This window comes from Fictibacillus marinisediminis (assembly GCF_023149135.1).
In the GTDB taxonomy this organism is placed as follows: Bacteria; Bacillota; Bacilli; order Bacillales; family Fictibacillaceae; genus Fictibacillus_C; species Fictibacillus_C marinisediminis.
The window spans coordinates 2,828,832-2,848,154 of record NZ_JAIWJX010000002.1 but is presented as its reverse complement, the minus strand read 5'-3'; the positions used below and the strand labels follow the sequence as shown (position 1 = coordinate 2,848,154).

Genomic DNA, 19,323 nt, shown 5'->3' with positions numbered 1-19,323 from the left:
ATGACCCTATTACATGAAATCAAGAAGCATTATGATCTTCAAACCGTGACATGGAAAGATAAAGAAAGTCTGGTGGACACTGATTGCGGGGTCAAACGGATCAGGATCTGGAATGATCTGAACCTTTTAAACTGGCATGTCCAATGGAGGGATGAAGTCGGAAAGAACAGTTTGGCTGTAGCAGACCGAATGATCAGGACGGCAGATGGAAATCCATGGGTTGAGCTGGAAGGCAGGTACCTCACCCTGCATGATTATGTAGAAGGCCGGCATGAAAGGGGAGGCCATGAAAAAAGGTGGGGCCTTCTCTTGGGCAACATGCTTCAAGCGGGCCTAGATCTGCAAAAAGGGTTTGGTTCCATTACCCATGCTGATCACTATTCCTTTGACGCCTGCCTGGCGGCGATCCACAAACTAAGCAAGGATTACAATGAACTTGTCAGTGTCAGAAATTCTTTGCCTGAAGCAAATAAAAGACTGAACCTTGCCATGGAACTCAAGCAGGCATCCTCTAATGTGCCGCTTCCGCTCCTTGATTCTGATACACACATAAGCAATGGAGCACAGATTTTTAATATTTTATTTTACCGGGGAAGCAATGGTTATCCTGAACAGGGTTATCGCCCGCTGCGCAATTTTTTGACCGAGTGGCTAAAGGAATGCGGGCCCTACTCACTGCGGAAATTATTAACCTGCATCAATGAACATTTCTCTTTGGAACGGGAACAGGGATATTTGCTTCTGGCAGAAATCTTGACACCATGGGAACTTCAGGATTGTGTGGATCAGTTAAAGGATAAAGAGCTTTCACACATTGTTGCTTGCGTTGAATCTTTTGAACAGGATTGGGATTTTAACAGAATCCTGCTTCACTGTTTTACTGACTGGATGGACGATAAACGAAAGAGGGTGGCTTTGTGAGCCATTCAAGTGAAAACGTCAATTATGGTCCGGTTTTATTTCAGTACGATCTTTATCCAGAGAAAATCGAAGCGTTCGGCAAAGTGAAAAAAGTGATATCAAGAAGAGGCACGTTTGCTTTAAAGGAAACGAGTTTAAACGAAGAAGAATCGAACTGGTTTACCCATGTCGTTCACCGATTGTCGGAAATCGGCTATCATCAGGTGGTGCCGCTCTATCCAACTAAATACGGTGATTATACCGTACAGCATGGAAACAAAACGTACTATCTCATGCCGTGGTTTGCAGGCGGTGAACGGCTCGGCCAGACGCGGGAAGAAGTGATGATCGATGAGATCGGAAAAATTCATTATCTGACCCTGAAAGAACAGGATTTCTCGCCAGAAGTGGTAGACCATTCCTTTCAGTATTTAATGCAGAGATGGGAAACACGCCAGCTTGAAATGGAGAGGTTTGCTGAAGAATCAGAACGCATGCCGTACATGTCTCCTTTTGAGCTGACGTATTTAAGCCATTTTCACCATATGATGAAAATGGCGGAGGAAGCAAAACGCCGTTTGAAAGACTGGTATGATGCCTGCCATGCGGAAAAAAGGTATCGCAGTGCACTTTGCCATGGCAAACTATCACGAAATCATCTGTTATTCTCTCATCATGGGGAACCGCATCTCCTCAATTTTGAAAAAGCAGTGCTTGATACGCCTGTAAGAGATTTGGCGATCTTTTTCAGAAAAGCAGTACACCATTCGAACTGGACGAGAGAAGAGGGCGGGAGGCTGCTCTCGCTGTATCAAAGGCACATCCCACTCCTCGAGGAGGAAAAAAGTCTCTTGGTCAGCTATATGAGCTATCCCGAACCTATTTTTAACTCCGTTGATTTATATCGTCATAAAAGGGAACGATTCAGCCAAATCGAGTTTGTCCACCGTTTGGAAAAACGAATTTCAGCGATGAGGCACATCAGGGATTTCTGTGATCTGATCCTGACCCCGCCGCCGCCGGAACCGCTCGATATGAATGAAAATACTGATCACATATAGTAGCCTATATGTGATCTTTTTTTATTTTCCGCTTTTCTTTATAACACCTCATAGGAAAAGCAAAAGTGAAGAATGATTAAAATAAGCAGGATCACAAAATCAATGCCGGATGGGAACAGAATGGTACGGATGATCTGGAACACGATCAGCGGTATTGTAAATTGGCTTACGATATCCCTTGCTGTCCGAAGCCAATCGGGAACCTGAAATTTAAACGGCGTGCGGTTTCTTTTAAAATAGCGTCTGGCCATAACTATCCTTCTTTCGTACATCTAGGTTGATATCATGGTATTCACCAGCCTGCCTATTCGTGAATGATTGCCGGAATGCACATATTTCTTGTACATGAATAGAATAATTGTTACAACAAATGGGAAAGCTATTGACGTTTTCCTGTTTTACTAGTTAAAATAGAACCAATGAAATCATATAACTTGCTTTGAAAGGGAAGAGTACAACGACTGTCCTTAAAGAGAGGGAAATCTGATGGCTGAGAGATTTCCTAAGGAAACAGCGGTGGAAGGTCGCCCTGGAGCAGCTTCTTTGAACAAAGGCAGACGGCCTTTCTAGAAGAAGACGGCGAAAAACCGTTATCAAGCAATGAGTGTGCAAAAGGCGTTTATTTCTGCTTTCTGCAAACAAAGGTGGTACCGCGAACAATGCTTCTTTCGTCCTTTGAGACGGAAGGGGCTTTTTTATTTGTATTGAGAAGGAGGAGACGTTCATGTCTACAGAAAAGCAAGAGCTTACAATGCCAACGAAATATGATCCGAAGGCAACCGAAGAATCCTGGTATAAATATTGGGTGGACGGCAAATTTTTTGAGGCAACGGGTGATGAATCCAAAACGCCATATACCATTGTCATTCCGCCGCCGAACGTTACCGGCAGACTGCATCTTGGCCATGCATGGGATACAACACTGCAAGATATCCTGAGCCGAGCAAAAAGAATGCAGGGCTATGATGTACTCTGGCTTCCTGGAATGGATCATGCCGGAATCGCCACACAAGCTAAAGTTGAAGCGAAACTCCGTGAACAAGGCACTTCCCGCTACGATCTTGGCAGAGAAAAGTTCCTTGAGAAAGCCTGGGAGTGGAAGGAAGAGTATGCTGACTTTATCCGCAAGCAATGGTCAAAGCTTGGACTTGGCCTCGATTACTCGCGTGAGCGCTTTACCCTTGATGAAGGTTTGTCTGATGCTGTTCGTGAAGTGTTCGTAACGCTTTACAACAAAGGACTGATTTACCGCGGCGAATACATCATCAACTGGGATCCGCAGACAAAAACAGCTCTTTCTGATATTGAAGTTATCCATCAGGATGTACAGGGCGCATTCTACCATATGAGATACCCTCTTGCTGACGGATCAGGCCATATTGAAATCGCAACAACCAGGCCGGAAACGATGCTTGGAGATACCGCCATCGCCGTTCATCCGGAAGATGAGCGCTACAAGCATTTGATTGGCAAAAAAGCAATTCTCCCAATTGTCGGGCGCGAGATTGAGATTGTCGGGGACGACTATGTAGATATGGAGTTTGGTTCAGGTGCCGTAAAAATCACACCTGCTCATGACCCGAATGATTTTGAAATTGGAAACCGCCACAACCTTGAGCGTGTCCTTGTTATGGATGAAGGCGGAAAAATGAATGAAAATGCCGGAAAGTATCAAGGCATGGATCGCTTCGAATGCCGTAAACAAATTGTTCAAGACCTGGAAGATGCAGGAGTTCTTTTCAAGATCGAAGACCACATGCATTCCGTAGGGCACTCTGAAAGAAGTGGAGCAGTAGTTGAGCCTTATCTTTCCACACAATGGTTTGTTAAGATGAAGCCTTTGGCAGAAAATGCGATCGAGCTTCAAAAAACAGAGGATAAAGTAAACTTTGTACCGGAGCGTTTTGAGAAAACGTATCTTCACTGGATTGAAAACATCCGTGACTGGTGTATTTCAAGACAGCTGTGGTGGGGGCACCGAATTCCTGCCTGGTACCATAAAGAAACAGGCGAAGTATACGTGGGCCACGAGGCGCCGAAAGATGAAGAAAACTGGGAGCAGGATACAGACGTTCTTGATACATGGTTCTCATCCGCACTTTGGCCGTTCTCCACAATGGGCTGGCCGGATGATGAAGCGATTGATTTCAAACGCTATTATCCGACCAATGCGCTCGTTACAGGTTACGACATTATCTATTTCTGGGTAGCCCGCATGATCTTCCAAGGCATGGAGTTTACAGAAAAAAGGCCGTTCAATGATGTATTGATCCACGGACTTGTACGTGATTCCGAAGGACGTAAGATGAGTAAATCTCTTGGCAATGGTGTTGACCCGATGGATGTTATTGAAAAATACGGAGCGGATGCTCTTCGTTTCTTCCTATCCACAGGCAGCTCACCAGGAAACGATCTTCGTTTTTACTGGGAAAAGGTAGAATCTACTTGGAACTTTGCCAATAAGATTTGGAATGCTTCCCGATTTGCCCTTATGAACATGGACGGAATGAAAGTTGAGGAAATTGATCTCACTGGAGAGCTGAGCCTGGCGGATAAATGGATCTTAACCCGATTCAACGAAACAGCTGAAAATGTAACAAGGCTGATCGATACGTATGAATTTGGAGAGGTTGGCCGACTTCTTTATAACTTCATCTGGGATGATTTGTGTGACTGGTATATCGAGATGGCGAAACTGCCGCTTTATGGAGAAGATGAAGCAGCCAAGAAGACGACTCGATCCGTATTGGCTTACGTATTGGATCATACCTTGAGAATGCTTCACCCGATCATGCCATTTATTACCGAGGAAATCTGGCAGCATCTTCCTCATGAGGGTGAATCCATCACAGTGGCTCAGTGGCCAGCGAAGCGTGAAGATCTTCACTTCCCGGAAGCAGCAAGAGATATGAATCTCGTTACGGAAATTATCCGTACGGTACGTAATATCCGTTCTGAGATGAACGTGGCACCGAGCAAACCGATCGAGCTTCAGATCAACGCCAAGAGTGAGGAAGTGCTGAAGGCGCTTGAGGCGAACCGCAGCTATCTTGAGAAGTTCTGTAACCCAAGCACACTGACACTTGGAACCAATCTTTCTGCACCAGATAAATCGATGAGTGCTGTACTTTCCGGAGTGGAAATGTATCTGCCGCTTGAAGGATTGATTAATTTAGACGAAGAAATTCAGCGTCTAGAAAAAGAAGTTGAAAAATACAACAAAGAAGTCGAGCGTGTACAGAAGAAACTAAGCAACGAAGGCTTCATGAAGAAAGCGCCTGAAAAAGTAATCGAAGAAGAGCGTGCAAAGGAAAAGGACTACAGCGAAAAACGCGATAAAGTCCGCCAGCGCATTCAAGAACTGAAAGCATAAAAAAAGCCTGAAAGTGATCAGTCACTTTCAGGCTCTTTTATTTGTGCGGCGATGTGGGCCATATAGGTCCTAACGATGTTGATGTCTGATGTTGCACTTAATGTGCGGCTGCCCACCACGTCCTCCACTTCGTTAAAAATAAAAGAATCGTCTTTATCCAGTAAGAAATCGATTCCGGCCATTCCCATCTCAAAATGGGACATTATTTTTTGAGCCAATACTATTTGTTCCTCATTTAGATCGTAGAACTGAGCGTTTCCGCCGAGTGAAAAGTTCGCTCTGAAATCTTCGTCCGAACTTCGAAGGACTGCGCCGACGATCTGATCTCCGACGACAAATACCCGGACATCTCTGCCAGGATGAGCCGCAGGTTTTTGTATCACCCATTCTTGATGGGGATAGGCGGAAAGGGCCTCACGTAATTCTTGTTCTTCTGTTACAAGGTAGACCTGTTCTCCGCCCCTTCCTGAAGATAACTTTGCAATTAAAGGAAAGTCAAAAGGCAAAGAATCAGGACGATATAAAGAAGGAGAGATGAAAAGGGTGTCCATCATGGGAATACCAGCCTCCGCCAGAAGCTGGTGTGTTCGTGCCTTATCGTTGGCCACCCTTGAAACATAAGAGGAATTAAAGATTTTCACACCCATTTGTTCAAGCTGCAGAGAGAAGAGCGGATGGATCGTCCGGACCACAGCAAACGCTGGTAAATGTTCCTGCAGTTTATCATAATAAAGAGAAAGCTTGTTTTCCGTTACACCAAATGCAAATCGTTCGATGTATCGAAGTTCAAGGTCTAACCCGGCTGCTGCAGCCTCCTCTTTCATCCAGCTTATAAAGGAGGCATTCTTTTCAGCATCTTGTACACTGTAAATCAACCATCCCCTTTTACTCATGTGAGGGTCCTCTTTCTTTTAGATCATTGAGGATGAAATCCATCATATGCAGAGCTACATCAATTCCCGTACAATCATAAATGCTGCGGATATGAGCGTTGGAGTTGATCTCACAGACGAGGGGAGAGCCATCATTGCCAAACAGCAAGTCGACTCCGGCAAAGTCTGTTCCTGTAACTTCCGCACAGGCTGCAGCCAGATTGATTTGTTCTTTGGTCGGTGTATAAGGCTTTGTTTTTCCGCCGAAACTGACATTTGCCCGGAAATCTGTCTCGGATTTTCTCAGCATGGAAGCAACAGCCTTGCCGCCTACGATATTGATGCGTACATCCCGTCCGTAGCTGGACTTGATCATTTCCTGGAATACATACTCGGTGTTTTTTAGTGATTTCATCAGGTCAAGCAGTTCCTGTTCATTTTCTACTAGGTGAACCTGCATACCAAACGATCCGTAGGCTTCTTTAATAACCATCGGAAAGCCGATTTCCCTTGCAATAGCATAATAATGGCTTTCATCATGAAGGTCTCCAAATACTTTTGGTGCTATAATGGTTTTTGGAAAAGGGATTCCGTGGTCTGCGAGGGTTTGGTACATTCTCGACTTGTTATCGCAGATTTCAATGGAATCGGCAGAATTATATACTGGAATACCTAATTTTTCGAGTTGTTTGGCAAGGAAGATATCCTTGTCTCCAAATATCACAAAATCAGGAGAGCTATTTGTATAGCTTCCAGAAATCATAGATTTTCCGTTCTTAAATGTAACGAGCAGTTCGTTGTTTTTGATAATTGTTGGTGTAATGCCTTTTTTTTCAGCCGCTTTGGCCGTCCACTCGGCAAAGTCCATGAATTTTTTTGGGTGCAGGTTGCCGTTATAGATGATCCAGCAGGATGGTTGTGCCATTGTTGTCCTCCGTCCGTGTTACAAATACTATACCGTTATTTTATCGTTCCCAAGAAAATATCACAATACGAAAGGGGAAGCGTGATGTTTACATCTTATGAAGACATCAACCATGAACTGGAACTGACAGATGCAGGAGAGATGAAGATGGGCCTCGAACGCATGAAGGCAATCCTTCAGAAACTCGGTAATCCGGAGAAAACCTTGCGCTGCATCCATGTGGCAGGAACGAATGGGAAGGGTTCTACCATCCAGATGATTCAAGCCATTCTCCGTGAACAAGGATATTCCGTAGGCACATTTACGTCTCCTTTTCTAGTTAACGTCAGAGAACATATTCAGCTCGATGGTAAATGGATTACAGATAAGGAATTGGAAAGAGTCATAGAGAAGATGAAGCCTTTTGTCAGGGATGTGGAAAACGAAGGATTAGGCAGCCTGTCCGAGTTTGAGGCGGTGACAGTTGCTGCTTATGTTTTTTTCAGCCAACGTGCACCGGATTTATGCTTAATAGAATCCGGCCTTGGAGGACGGAACGATTCGACGAACGTGATCGTGCCTTTGTTTTCTATCATTACCAGCATCGGCTACGACCATATGAATCTTCTTGGCTCAAGCCTTTCAGAGATCACCCATCATAAAGCGGGGATCATCAAGCCTTCTGTTCCTGTCATTACAGGTACTGATCAGGCTGAGGCTCTGTCTGTAATTGAAAAAACAGCCAAGGACAATCACTCGAAATGCTACAGACTGGGTAAAGAAATGTACACGGAGCGTATAAAGGTGTCAGAAGGGAAAGAGATATTTTCCTATAGATCACCTTATTCAAACCGAACACTTATGGAAATTGCCATGCCAGGAAAGCACCAAGTCAGCAATGCGGGATTAGCTTTAATGGCAATGGATCTCTTGAAATATGAGATAGGGTGGGTGATCGATGAGGAATCTATCACCAATGGAATGAAAAAGGCGAAGTGGGCTGGCCGATTTGAGGTTGTAAACGACCGTCCAAAAATAATTTTGGATGGTGCCCACAATCCCGAAGGCATCCTGGCCTTAAAGGAAACGTTAAAAAGCCATTTTACCGGAAAAGCCATTCATGTGCTGTTTGCTGCATTAAGGGATAAAGACACTGGAAGCATGCTCAAACCGTTGGAGGAGATCAGTTCATCCATGATGTTTACTTCGTTTGAGCATCATCGAGCGGACAGTGCCCAATCCTTATATGAAAAAAGTACTATGAAAAAAAAGCAATATGATGAGAATTTTGAGACCGCTCTTATGAATTTTCTTGAAACAGGTAAAGAGCAAGATATCCTGCTAATCACAGGCTCCCTCTACTTTATTGGGGCGTGCAAGAAATTTTTAAAGAAAATAATTGGTAAGTAATTGAAATTTTCCAAACTTTTGTTACAATAAGTAGATAATAGTATTTACCTAGCTGTATGCAGGGTATAGAACTTTTGGCTCATGAAGGGGGACCGAGGGAACATGGATAAAAAAAGGCGGCTTGTTATGTGGATAGTATGGGTTATATTCTATCCAGCAGCAATTTGGACAGGCTACTCCCTGAATGATTTTCCTGCATCCATTTCTTTTTTTGATATTTCGGTATTAACGGTACTCACCGTGGTCGTTTCTCTTTTCCCGATCAGAGTATTAAACTCCAATATTTCGCTTATTACCGGCATCTCGCTAGCGATTTTCCTTTACTATGGATTATTTCTCTCCCTGATCATCACTCAGATTGCTGTATTCTCATTAACTCTTAAGGTGTATTTCAGTACGAATGAGCATTATCGGTATTTAACCAATACATTGATGTTTGCCTGGATATCGGTAGGATCCGGCATCATATTTGAGCTGCTCGGGGGGCATACCGGCCCATACGACCTTAACAAAGGATTTTATTTAATACCGATTGCCGGATATATATTGGCACATTTCTTATTGAACCATCTCTTTTTATATGTGGTAAGAACATATGTGTTTGCACAAAAAGTTCGTTTTATTGAAAAAGATCTTTGGGTCGATATTATTTTTGAGATGCTGGTCATTCCTGTCGGCGTACTCCTTTATGTTCTCTATTCGCAGATTGGTACACCGGCCATTTTTTACGTGGGTTTTCCATTTTTAAGCCTGTCCATCATCATCAACTTGTACCATGCGAGCCAGCAGGTCAATGATCTCCTGCAAAAATCCAGTGAGATCGGCCAGCAGCTGTCTGAGCATCTGCAAGTAAATGACATACTGGATGTGTTCATTGATAAGCTGACTTCGTTTATTTTGGTCGATGGTGCTTATATCTTTGATGCAGAGTCAGGAGAATATTTTAAACTCATCCGGAAATACGAGAAAAATGAGGGCATGATCAAACATGATATTAAACTCCTCCGTACAGAAGGGGTGAGCGGAAAAGTTTGGGCAACCGGGAAGAGTATACTCTACTCATCAAAAAAACAATGGAGAGATACTTCTGAGAGCCATTTTAACGGGCACGGAGAATCTATTATTTCCGTTCCGATGATTCGAAGCCAGAAGATTGTTGGTGTCATTACGTTTATGAACCAGAAGAAAAAAACGTTTCAAAAACACCATCTGATGATTATGGAAATTCTGGCCAACTATTTAGCGGTAGCTATTGATAATGCAAAAAATTATGAAACAACAAAGCTCAAAAGCGAGCAATGCCCTTTGACGGGACTCTTTAATTACCGATATTTTGAGAATCTCCTCTCTCAAATGTATGATGAGTTTAATTATTTTCAGCGGGAGTTTTCTGTCATCCTGATGGACATTGACCATTTTAAAAAGGTTAACGATACCTATGGACATCAAAGCGGAAACGAAGTGTTAATTCAATTGGCACGCCGACTTGAACAATACATTGGGGAAAACGGTAAAGTGGCACGATATGGGGGGGAAGAATTCGTCATCTTGCTTCCTCATACGAATGAGATGACTTGCTATCGCGTGGCAGAAGAGTTGCGGAGCATTATATCCCTGCATCCGTTTCTCATTAAAGATGATCTAAAAGACAAACGTCATCATCAAATCTACATTACCGCCAGCATCGGTATTTCTACTGCTCCACTTCAGGGCGAGGATCCGCTCACTCTCCTGCGCAATGCAGACCGCGCCATGTACACAGGCGCCAAACAGCAGGGCAGGAACAAGGTTGCGAGGTATGTAGGATAGCCAAAAGGCCTTCTCATCGGAGAAGGCCTTTTTTTATTTCATATGAGGTTCAGCGATTGCAGGCTCATCAAGATCTGTAATCATCGGTTCGGATTCTTTAAGGTTGGCGTATGTTTCAATGATATCCGGATCGTAATTGATTTTTAACCGTGATAAGTTAATATCACTGGATTTTATGAGAGCTTCTTGGCCCTGGTTAGCGTACTTTCCAGCCAATGCATTCAAAATGATTTTCCTTGCCGACAAGCCTCCATCTATAGAAATGTTTGATCCTACCCCATACATTTCAATATCTCTCTCGGAATAAAAAAATCCTTTTAAGTAGCTTGGGTTATCATCGTATAGACTGTTGTTTTGAATATTAATATCTCCTTTGCTGAAAACAATCAAGGAACCAGGAGGTTTTAAAGATTCATTTAAACCCTTTAATGTTGAATACTCAATGGTTGTTTTTCCGGTTACATAGATGAGTGATGCAAACTGTGCATTTACATTATTAATGGTTAAGTCACCGTCAACAAAAATAGAACCTCTGATTTGAATAGTTGGATAAGTATTAGGATTATTTGAAGCACTTTTGGACCCAATCTCTAAATCCCCTCCAATATAAGCTCCATTTGTAAACTCTAATCTGGAGATTTTATTGCTTTGTCCAGTGATCTCGGTATTCCCTGGAAAAGAAAACTGATTGATCGTGTTGTTTCCCTCAAGTATAAATGAATCAAAGTTCGTTCCATTTTTATCGTAGGGATAAATCTTCAAACTCTTATATAAAGTATTTGAATCATTCATTCTGTTGTTTGGTAAAGGAATGGGGGAAACACCTGAATCATTCCAATTATATTTATAACTGTTTCTTTTACCTGCAATTTCTATAATAGGAGGCCGGAAATTACTTTTAACAATCGACGGAACGGAAGAGGTAAAATAATTAGCGGGTGAATTGGTTACATTTTGGTAAAAACTATTTGTAACATCCGGCGTGTTTAAATGGGCTTGATAATAGTTGCTGATACTTCTGTACTCACTCTCATATTTTAATTCTGAAAAGTTAAAATTAATAAAAGGAGCTGCGTCTGTAAAAGTAAAAAGATTACCTCCTAATGCTATTTTTGATTTTGTTGAAGAATCATTAGGAATAAGCTGTGGGGAGAGCGTATCGTTCCAGTAAGGAACAGTATAAGTTCCATAACTATAATTATAATTGTAAACTGTAGGGCCGCTGTCTTTTACAAATAAATTATTCGCTACATAGAGATCACCTTTTATTTGAGAAGCTCCTTGAAGGTACATATTTCCTTCTCCTGGAAGACAATTCTTTGATAAACAAAACGAACCCAATGCATACTTCAATATCTCAGGAGCATTACCAGTTCCAAAAAATATGGTTCGTTTCAATAGCTTTGTCTGGTTCTTGACGTTAGCTTCCACTTGAATCGTGACACTTTTCCGGTTAGGAGTTGTGCTGCTCGTATCTGTAAACTGTATATCTTTTACTATATACGTTCCATTTCCGCTTGGATTGATGGTTTTTCCGATAACTTGTCCTTTGACAAAATTAATTACGTTTGTGAAGGTGGCTGGGAACTGGCTGACCAGAATCCCGTTTCCTATTTCTGTTTTGAGTTTATTGTTAATCTTGGCTGCGGTATAATCCATGCCTTTTTCGGCAAGATAGGTGGCTTGAACTTCAGCTTCCCTCGTATTCGTTTTTTTTGCCCCGTTTATCGTCGTGCTGATTAACGTCAATCCTATTATGGCGAACACTGCAGAGATTAATAGTACAAGAGTTAATGTTGATCCTTTTTCATCTAAACGGAACCTCACTAGTTTCCGCCTCCCCCCAGCAGGCTGATCTGACTGTTCAATGCCAATGGCTTCGCTTTATCTGATTTTGTGCTTTTTATTTTCATCTTGATCTTTATCGTATTCGCCGTTGTATCCAGCTCAAGCACCGAACCGCTGAGATCAAAATCTGAATTGTTGAGCGCAGTAGAATTAAGGACAGCGTTCGAGCCGTCGAAGCCAAATTTTTGTTCGGTCTTTTTCCCTTTGTCCAGAATGATGACATTATTTTTATCGGTTGAAAGTAAAGCGTCTTTAGCCGGGTAGACGACGTTCATAAATTGGGTCATGATGACATCGGCTTCATCACGAATCAGGGTTTCTGTATATGTTTTTTTGTAGCTGTTCAAGCCGTTTAAAAAAACAAAATAAGCGACGGCTGATATGATGAGCATGATCGACAGGCTAAGCAATAGCTCCACAAGGGTTAAACCGCCTTCATTTTTTATTCTTTTTATCATGGAGTGGAAGTCCCTTTCCATTTGGTATTCAAATAGTTGCCCTCAACAGTAACAAAGCGGTCCCTGCCGTCGTTATAGTCAACTCTTGCTGTAAACGGAACGAGCTTTTCATTCCATTCGTCCGTCTGTCCGTTTGTAATCAAAAGCTTTACGGTATAGTTCGTGTTATTGATCAAGTGCTTATAGAAACCAGAGCATTGATCCTGAGTTAAAAGACTCGTTTGAACACAAGTATCATAGTTCATGTTAGCCGCTTGTTGAACGGCAGGTGTAAGTGCTGTCACATCCTTAGGCGGAGACGCTTCGACGGCCTCAACGATTTGTCTGGCAAGGTTAACTGCCACCAATTTCTTGTTGTTTTGTTCGGAATAGGCGTTGGCCTGCAAGAAAAAACGGGAAACAGCAGCCGTTAGAATGATAAGAATTGTAAAGGAAATAAGTACTTCTACTAATGTAAAACCGGATTCGGTTGTCTTCTTCAAAAAAATCCCCCCGCAAAGGTTCTTTCCAATTAATAGTTTTTATTATACAATTTGTTTACAGAAATTTGATATATTTTGTAATAAAAGAAAGAATTTTATCAAATGGTTGAATTTTACAGAGGGGATGGAGGCAATTGGCTCATTATTTTATAGCAATAATAGGCGCGATCCTTGTTACAGCCTTGCTTTATTTTGGACCGGGCTTCATACCGAAGAAAAATAAATTGTTGCTGGCTGGGACCGCAATCGTACTCTCGTTTATTGGATTGGTTGCTGCAGGTTACCTGCCGTTTTGGCTTACAGCAGGTCTCATGGCGGGACTCTCATTTATTGCCGCCTACATCACGGAGAAAAAACTGGGAGCCATCCCTGCCGATCAGGCTGGATGGGAAGCAATTCCGTTAACCGCGGAGCCGGCCGGATTAAGACAGAACGATAGTTTACTAGAGCCCGAGAGCCGCAGAATTCAAGTGGTTCACCATGTGGACACAGCTGAACAACAGTCTCTATTACCAGAGGAGAGTGAAGTTGAACAAGAGCTTGAAGTATTTCAGGACTTGCCGAACCAACTTGAGAACGTGGAAATTCCGGAACTGGAGGAAATCGCTGTTCCTGTTGAACCTGAAACCATTCTGGAGGAAGCAGAAAATACGGATGAATTTGATTTCCTCGTAAAAGGACGTGAGACAGAGCCGGTTATGGAGGAAGAGGCACAGCCTGAGGAACATTCTGCTGAGATTTCTCACGGACGAGAGCAACTGCTGGGAGAATTGGAAGAGCTAGGAGAGTTGTCTGAAGTACAGGTATCAGAATTTGAAGACCAGGCATCTGCTGAGGAAAAAACAATAGACATTGCTCAGTCCGAGGATTTGGAAGACTTGATCCAACTTGATGTGCTGACTGAACAAGATTCAGAAGATTCTGAAGAGAATGAAGCAGAGGCCGTATTGCCAGATGTTATGGAAGAAAAAAAGGCAGATCTGTCACCAGACATTCTTGAATTTATGATTGAACAGGTGAGCTGGGTGAGGGAACATGGCGAGAGAGCAGAATTCGAAAGCGTGCTGACAACCGTTTTGCAGCAGCAGCTTTCTCCCAAAGATTATTATATCTTTTCCGGTTTACTGAGGGATTTTTATATTCAGGAAAAGGAAAATCTCAAGCTTGCATCATTGTTATCAGATTTGAAAGAACGCTATTTGGAATATGGTGTGATAAAAAATGAAATAGAGTACTATTTTACTACTTACCTAATTCCTGAAGATATAGTACAATAATTTGGTGTTGCATGATAATATTACCAATTTAGATAGAATTGAGTGATGAGTGTGAAGAAGAGCAACCAATTTGTCGGCTTGCCGATTATCAGCATCAATGAAGGAGCAGAAATCGGAACAGTGAAGTCCCTGGTGATCAACGCACAGCAGGGGAGCGTTGACTTTTTAACTGTAGAACATGCGGACTGGCAGATCAGTGTAATGGCGGTTCCGTTTAAAAAAATCGTGGGTGTCGGTGAATTTGCGGTAACCATCGAAGACCGCAATTCTATTTTCGATTTAACAGAGATACCGATTGCCAACGAACTCGTACAGAAAAAAATCAGTATTTCGGGAGCTAGAGTCATTGACCGCAAAGGGCAGCTGCTTGGTGAAGCCAGTGAATTTTATATTAACGAAGATAACGGATCGATCCTTGGTCTGACAATCGGTATGAAGGATAAAGAGGCAGTCTTGAAATCGGAATTTGTGGTGACCTTTGGACGTGATTTAATCGTGGTGAAGGAAGAAAGCCAGCTGCATTTTTTAAATGAACCAGAACAGCTAATCGAGCCTGAACAGACTTTAGAAGAATTGACACTCGATCGATTCGCGAACGAAGATCCGCTAAAAGAAAAACAGCTAGAACTGTTAACTGGTAAGCGTGCTTCCAAAGACATTTATTCAAAAACAGGGAATTTAATTATCCCAAGCGGAACATTGCTCAGCAGAGAAGATATTGTAAAAGCTCGTGAGGAAGGCCCTTCTGTCATGGTTGAGCTAACCATGAACGCGGCTGACTAAAAAAGGGGGAGGGACTTTGGCGCAACCAGAATTTAAGAACACACGGTTTTTTATGATTTTTGGTATTCTTTGCCTTTCCTCCTTTTTTATTTTTGGCGTTTCTCTCTACGGCTCAAACTTATACAATAAATCATTCGGAGAAGAAATTAAAAATAAGGGGGTTCATGTAGGGCCGGTTTCTTTGGAAAATAAAACAAACGCAGAGGCAGAAGGGTTACTTGATAAGAAGGTTGCTGATTGGAAAATGAGTTCAAGCATCCTTTTGGCTTATAACGAAAAACAAGTTATTCTCCCTGCTGATGCCGTGGCTTTTCGGATCTCCGACAGCCTGAACCAGGCGAAAGAAGGTGACAATCCTCTTCTCGTTGATGTAAAGCAGGAAAAAGTGACAGCCTCTTTAAAAAAATTTAAAAATAAGGGTCTGGAAAAATCATTGAATATGGATTTGCTTCTCCACCAAATAAGAGAGACGGCATCCATTCTTGCTTCCGGCCAGACCGTACTTAAACTTGGAGACTTTTATGCTGAACAAAATCTTGAACCAGTTAAAGTAAGCACAGCTAAAGTGCCATTGGAATATGAATATTTTTTATTGGAGGACTGGGTCAAAGCACTAAACGGCTATCAAATTGAACCGGGTGCTATCTTTTCTTTGCGTGAAGTCATGGAGAAAAAGGGCCTTCAGCCGAAAGATTCCGATGATCTGGCTCTTCTTGCAAGCTCAATATATTCGGCGGTAGCTAAGTCCAATTTTGAAATGATTGAAAGGAATACTTCCAGGGAGCTTCCTGGTTTTATTAAACTGGGCTTTGAAGCAGCAGTTGATCCTGATGAGCAGGATCTCGTATTCCAAAATCCGAATCCGGGTTCTTATATCCTTGACACGAGCTATAAAAAGAAAATGGTCACAGTTTCTCTTGTCGGAGCTCCATTTCCTTTTACATATAAAACATCGGTTAAGAAAACGGTATATGATCCCAGAACGATCGTTCAATATGACAAAGATATGGACCCTGGCGCTATCGAGCTTTTACAGGCAGGAGAGAAGGGGGTTTTGGCTGCGGTTTTCAGAGCAGCTTATGATGGGGCAGGCAAAATCGTTGAAAAAACAAAGCTTTCAGAGGATTTCTATCCTCCGGTTCCTCGGATGGAAAAACGCGGGTTTCCGATAGAAACGGCAACAGACGGTACATCTCCTGCCGATCCGGTAACGGCGGATCCAGGCAGTTCAACAGATCCCGGAACAGCAACGGACCCGGGGCCTTCAACACCTGCTGTTCCAGGGACTCAAGGAACCGTAACGTATCCGCCGATACCCGAAACACGCTCTGGTGATATCGCAAGAAAAAGATTGAATGATTCAAACACACAATCTGCGGCTGGCCAGAATAACGTTCAGTCGGATAAAGGAGATAAACAGGAGTGAGCGGAATGATAAGCCAGCGAAAAAGACTTGGTGACATTTTGGTTGATGCCGGACTCCTTTCGGAAGAGCAGTTGATGCAGACGTTAAAGGAGAAAACAAAATCACAAAAGCTCGGCGATGCGCTTATCGAGAGAGGCTACATCACAGAGCAGCAGCTGATCGAAGTGCTTGAATTTCAGCTCGGCATCCCGCATATCAGCCTTTTCCGCTATCCCATCGAGGAACCGATCGTATCGATTGTGCCAGGCGACGTGGCCAAGAGGTACCAGCTCATTCCTCTAAAAAAAGAAGGAGACAAACTGCTCGTCGCGATGGCTGATCCGATGGATTTTACAGCGATCGATGACCTGCGTCTGTCGACAGGATTTCAGATTGAGCGTGCCATTGCGACGAAAGACGATATCTTAAAGGCGCATAACAAGTTTTATAACATGGATGAATCGATGAGCGAGCTAATGGACCTGCTTCCGCAAGGTTCAGTTTTGAGCGATGAGAGCCGCATCATGGAAGAAGATTCGCCGATCGTAAAGCTCGTTAACCAGATCATCCTGCAGGCGGTGCTTCAAAAGGCGTCAGACATCCATTTTGATCCGCAGGAAACGAAATTAGCTGTGCGCTACAGGCTCGACGGTATGCTGAAAACAGACCGGAATCTGCCGAAACACATGCAGAACATGCTGACTGCCAGAATTAAAATCATGGCTAACTTGAACATTACCGAAAGCCGGCTTCCTCAGGACGGCAGGATAAAAATGAATGCGGAAATGCATCCGGTAGATCTGCGTGTCTCCACACTTCCGACCATATATGGAGAAAAAATCGTTCTTCGTATCCTGGATCTGGGAAGCTCTCTGAACAATTTGGATAACCTCGGCTTCAACAAGCTGAACTATCAAAGATTTACGCAGCTGATCGAGCAGCCCAACGGCATCGTATTGATCACAGGTCCGACGGGTTCCGGAAAGTCATCCACGCTGTATGCCGCGCTTAATCGTCTGAACGATGAAGAGTCTAACATTGTTACGGTTGAAGACCCGGTAGAATACCAGCTCGAGGGCGTCAACCAGATTCAAGTAAACAGCAATGTCGGACTGACATTTGCCAACGGTCTGAGAGCGATCCTGAGGCAGGATCCCGATGTTGTCATGGTCGGTGAGATCCGGGATACGGAAACAGCAGAAATCGCCGTGCGGGCTTCCTTAACAGGACACCTTGTATTAAGTACGATTCATACGAACGATTCGATCGGCACGATTGCCCGATTAACGGATATGGGCGTTGAGCCGTTCCTCGTGGCCGCTTCTCTGTCCGGAATCGTAGCACAGCGCCTCGTACGCAGAGTGTGCCGGGACTGCCAGAAGCAATATAAAGCGACAGAACGTGAAAAAGAGATCTTTTCCAAGAGGGGCATGAAGATCGAGATTGTGACTCGCGGCAAAGGATGCGGAACATGCAACATGACAGGCTACAAAGGGCGCCTTGCTATTCACGAGATCTTAGTCGTGGACGAGCATATCCGGCAGCTCATCATGAATAACCGCCCGATGCTTGAAGTCCGTGAATATGCCTTAAAGAGCGGCACTATCTTTTTGATCGATGACGGGCTGCTTAAAGTGAAAAAAGGACTAACAACCACTGAAGAGATCCTGCGGGTAGCCACGAGTGAGTAGGTGTAAAGGATGAAAGAAAAATTGGAATTATGGCTGAGGGCAGCTTTTCAGCTGAGAGCATCGGATGTTCACTTAACCGTTGGCATGCCGCCGGTTTTCCGAATCAATGGTGATTTAAAAAAATACGGAACCGAGCCGCTGCTGCCGGAAGACACGTACGGGATTGCCCGGTCGATTATTCCTTCAGAAAGCTATGAAACATTCAAAGAAAAGGGAGAACTTGATTTTTCCTACGGCATAAAAGGAGTATCCCGTTTCAGGATCAATACATACCATCAGCGGTCGTGTGTCAGTCTGGCGATCCGGGTTATTCCTACAAGCATCCCGACTCTGGAGGATCTTGCACTTCCGGATACGTTAAAAAAGATGGCAGCAAGGCCACAAGGGCTGATCCTGGTAACAGGGCCGACGGGAAGCGGGAAATCAACCACTCAAGCTTCTATCATTGATTATATGAACCGCACGATGCGACGCCATATCATCACACTTGAAGACCCGATCGAGTACTTGCACCGGCACAATACGTGCATCATCGACCAGCGTGAAGTCGGGTTTGATACGACTAACTTTGCTAACGGGCTTCGTTCCTCGCTCAGACAGGATCCTGATGTCATTCTTCTGGGGGAAATGAGAGATTTGGAGACGATCTCAACAGCCATAACAGCTGCGGAAACAGGGCATTTGGTGTTAGGAACGCTTCATACAAGCAGTGCACCGTCCACGATCGACCGGATCATTGACGTGTTTCCGCCGAATCAGCAGGGACAGATTCGTATTCAGCTGGCTTCCGTGCTGGTCGGTATTCTTTCACAGCGTTTGTTCCCAACTCCTGATAAGAATGGAAGAAAAGCCGTAACAGAAATTCTATTAAACAACTCTGCAGTTGCCAACTTGATCCGCAATGAGAAAATTCACCAGATCCATAATGTCATGCAGACGAGCAAGGCATCAGGCATGCATACCTTTGAGATGTCGCTGAAGGAAGCGTTGGAACGGCAGGAGATATTAAGAGAATCAGCTGAACCTTACCTCCAGGAGAGGAGTTACTAG

At 43.5% G+C, this 19,323-nt stretch carries 16 protein-coding genes and 1 other annotated feature; of the genes, 10 read left to right on the top strand and 6 right to left on the bottom strand.

From position 1 onward, the window contains the following. Both LCY76_RS15220 and ysxE read left to right on the top strand, forming a co-directional pair. Positions 1 to 921: a hypothetical protein gene (locus LCY76_RS15220; protein WP_248253320.1), complete on the top strand. Its 921-nt coding sequence runs from the start codon at positions 1 to 3 to the stop codon at positions 919 to 921. Further along, positions 918 to 1,961, top strand: coding sequence for a spore coat protein YsxE (ysxE, locus tag LCY76_RS15215; RefSeq protein ID WP_248253319.1), 1,044 nt, complete (start codon positions 918 to 920; stop codon positions 1,959 to 1,961). Before LCY76_RS15220 ends, ysxE begins: the two co-directional genes overlap by 4 nt. A gap of 38 nt (positions 1,962 to 1,999) precedes the next feature. Here ysxE and LCY76_RS15210 read toward each other — a convergent pair whose 3' ends face one another. Beyond that, complete coding sequence (locus tag LCY76_RS15210; RefSeq protein ID WP_248253318.1) at positions 2,000 to 2,212, bottom strand: hypothetical protein; 213 nt, start codon at positions 2,210 to 2,212, stop codon at positions 2,000 to 2,002. A 179-nt stretch (positions 2,213 to 2,391) separates the two neighbouring features. After that, positions 2,392 to 2,640 (top strand) — a binding site (T-box leader). A gap of 45 nt (positions 2,641 to 2,685) precedes the next feature. Here LCY76_RS15210 and LCY76_RS15205 point away from each other — a divergent pair. Then, the gene (locus LCY76_RS15205; protein ID WP_248253317.1) at positions 2,686 to 5,334 is read left to right on the top strand and encodes a valine--tRNA ligase; all 2,649 of its coding nucleotides are present in this window, start codon (positions 2,686 to 2,688) and stop codon (positions 5,332 to 5,334) included. A 17-nt stretch (positions 5,335 to 5,351) separates the two neighbouring features. Here LCY76_RS15205 and LCY76_RS15200 read toward each other — a convergent pair whose 3' ends face one another. Together LCY76_RS15200 and LCY76_RS15195 are read right to left on the bottom strand one after the other, a co-directional pair. After that, positions 5,352 to 6,227: an ATP-grasp domain-containing protein gene (locus LCY76_RS15200; RefSeq protein ID WP_248253316.1), complete on the bottom strand. Its 876-nt coding sequence runs from the start codon at positions 6,225 to 6,227 to the stop codon at positions 5,352 to 5,354. Then, positions 6,220 to 7,131: an ATP-grasp domain-containing protein gene (locus LCY76_RS15195; protein WP_248253315.1), complete on the bottom strand. Its 912-nt coding sequence runs from the start codon at positions 7,129 to 7,131 to the stop codon at positions 6,220 to 6,222. Before LCY76_RS15195 ends, LCY76_RS15200 begins: the two co-directional genes overlap by 8 nt. 84 nt (positions 7,132 to 7,215) lie before the next feature. Here LCY76_RS15195 and LCY76_RS15190 point away from each other — a divergent pair, with 84 nt between their 5' ends. Both LCY76_RS15190 and LCY76_RS15185 read left to right on the top strand, forming a co-directional pair. Next, the gene (locus LCY76_RS15190; protein ID WP_248253314.1) at positions 7,216 to 8,520 is read left to right on the top strand and encodes a bifunctional folylpolyglutamate synthase/dihydrofolate synthase; all 1,305 of its coding nucleotides are present in this window, start codon (positions 7,216 to 7,218) and stop codon (positions 8,518 to 8,520) included. A gap of 126 nt (positions 8,521 to 8,646) precedes the next feature. Continuing rightward, a complete protein-coding gene (locus tag LCY76_RS15185) occupies positions 8,647 to 10,329 on the top strand; it encodes a sensor domain-containing diguanylate cyclase (RefSeq protein WP_248253313.1) in 1,683 nt (560 codons plus the stop codon). Positions 10,330 to 10,362: 33 nt separating this feature from the next. Here the strand turns inward: LCY76_RS15185 and LCY76_RS15180 are convergent, their stop codons facing one another. From LCY76_RS15180 to LCY76_RS15170, 3 genes are all read right to left on the bottom strand, one after another. Beyond that, positions 10,363 to 12,078, bottom strand: a complete 1,716-nt coding sequence (locus LCY76_RS15180) for a hypothetical protein (protein ID WP_248253312.1) — start codon at positions 12,076 to 12,078, stop codon at positions 10,363 to 10,365. Between the two features lie 77 nt (positions 12,079 to 12,155). After that, entirely contained in the window at positions 12,156 to 12,635 is a 480-nt protein-coding gene (locus LCY76_RS15175) for a prepilin-type N-terminal cleavage/methylation domain-containing protein (protein ID WP_248253311.1), read from the bottom strand. Continuing rightward, on the bottom strand, positions 12,632 to 13,117 hold the full coding sequence (locus tag LCY76_RS15170) for a type IV pilus modification PilV family protein (RefSeq protein ID WP_248253310.1): 486 nt from the start codon (positions 13,115 to 13,117) through the stop codon (positions 12,632 to 12,634). The genes LCY76_RS15175 and LCY76_RS15170 overlap by 4 nt, the downstream gene beginning before the upstream one ends. A gap of 134 nt (positions 13,118 to 13,251) precedes the next feature. Between LCY76_RS15170 and LCY76_RS15165 the strand changes: the two genes are divergently transcribed. From LCY76_RS15165 to LCY76_RS15145, 5 genes are read left to right on the top strand one after another with little or no spacing between them, the layout of a single operon-like run. Then, the gene (locus tag LCY76_RS15165; protein ID WP_248253309.1) at positions 13,252 to 14,394 is read left to right on the top strand and encodes a Bax inhibitor 1 family protein; all 1,143 of its coding nucleotides are present in this window, start codon (positions 13,252 to 13,254) and stop codon (positions 14,392 to 14,394) included. Positions 14,395 to 14,445: 51 nt separating this feature from the next. Next, positions 14,446 to 15,177, top strand: coding sequence for a PRC-barrel domain-containing protein (locus tag LCY76_RS15160; RefSeq protein ID WP_248253308.1), 732 nt, complete (start codon positions 14,446 to 14,448; stop codon positions 15,175 to 15,177). A 16-nt stretch (positions 15,178 to 15,193) separates the two neighbouring features. Next, positions 15,194 to 16,603 carry a VanW family protein gene (locus LCY76_RS15155; RefSeq protein ID WP_248253307.1) on the top strand — a complete coding sequence of 470 codons (1,410 nt, stop codon included), beginning with the start codon at positions 15,194 to 15,196 and terminating at the stop codon, positions 16,601 to 16,603. A 5-nt stretch (positions 16,604 to 16,608) separates the two neighbouring features. Further along, positions 16,609 to 18,273, top strand: a complete 1,665-nt coding sequence (locus tag LCY76_RS15150) for a GspE/PulE family protein (protein WP_248253306.1) — start codon at positions 16,609 to 16,611, stop codon at positions 18,271 to 18,273. 9 nt (positions 18,274 to 18,282) lie between these two features. Continuing rightward, on the top strand, positions 18,283 to 19,323 hold the full coding sequence (locus LCY76_RS15145; RefSeq protein WP_248253305.1) for a type IV pilus twitching motility protein PilT: 1,041 nt from the start codon (positions 18,283 to 18,285) through the stop codon (positions 19,321 to 19,323).